The sequence below is a fragment of the Arthrobacter sp. Leaf141 genome (genome assembly GCF_001424565.1).
In the GTDB taxonomy this organism is placed as follows: domain Bacteria; phylum Actinomycetota; class Actinomycetes; order Actinomycetales; family Micrococcaceae; genus Arthrobacter.
Genome location: NZ_LMOL01000045.1, coordinates 157266 through 157505, shown reverse-complemented (window position 1 = coordinate 157505; position 240 = coordinate 157266). Strand labels below are relative to the sequence as shown.

The window sequence follows — 240 nt, the reverse complement described above, 5'->3', positions numbered from 1 at the left end:
TCGAAGACGATGACGGGGTTCAGGGAGGACATTTCGGCGTAGACGGGGATGGGTTCGGGGCGGTTGGCGGCGGTCCGGGTCAGGGCGGTGCCGGCGGCCTGGGAGCCGGTGAAGCCGACGGCTTTGATGTTGGGGTCGGCCACGAGGGCTTGGCCGATGCTGGCGCCGGGGCCGTAGATGAGGGAGAACACGCCGGGGTGCAGGCCGGTGTCCTTGACGGCCTTAACAATGGCCTGGCCC

The 240-nt window shown here is 69.2% G+C and carries 1 pseudogene; it reads right to left on the bottom strand.

Features of this window, described 5'->3' with window-relative positions:
* A pseudogene (locus tag ASF72_RS21170) lies at positions 1-240 on the bottom strand (aldehyde dehydrogenase family protein); the annotation flags it as partial.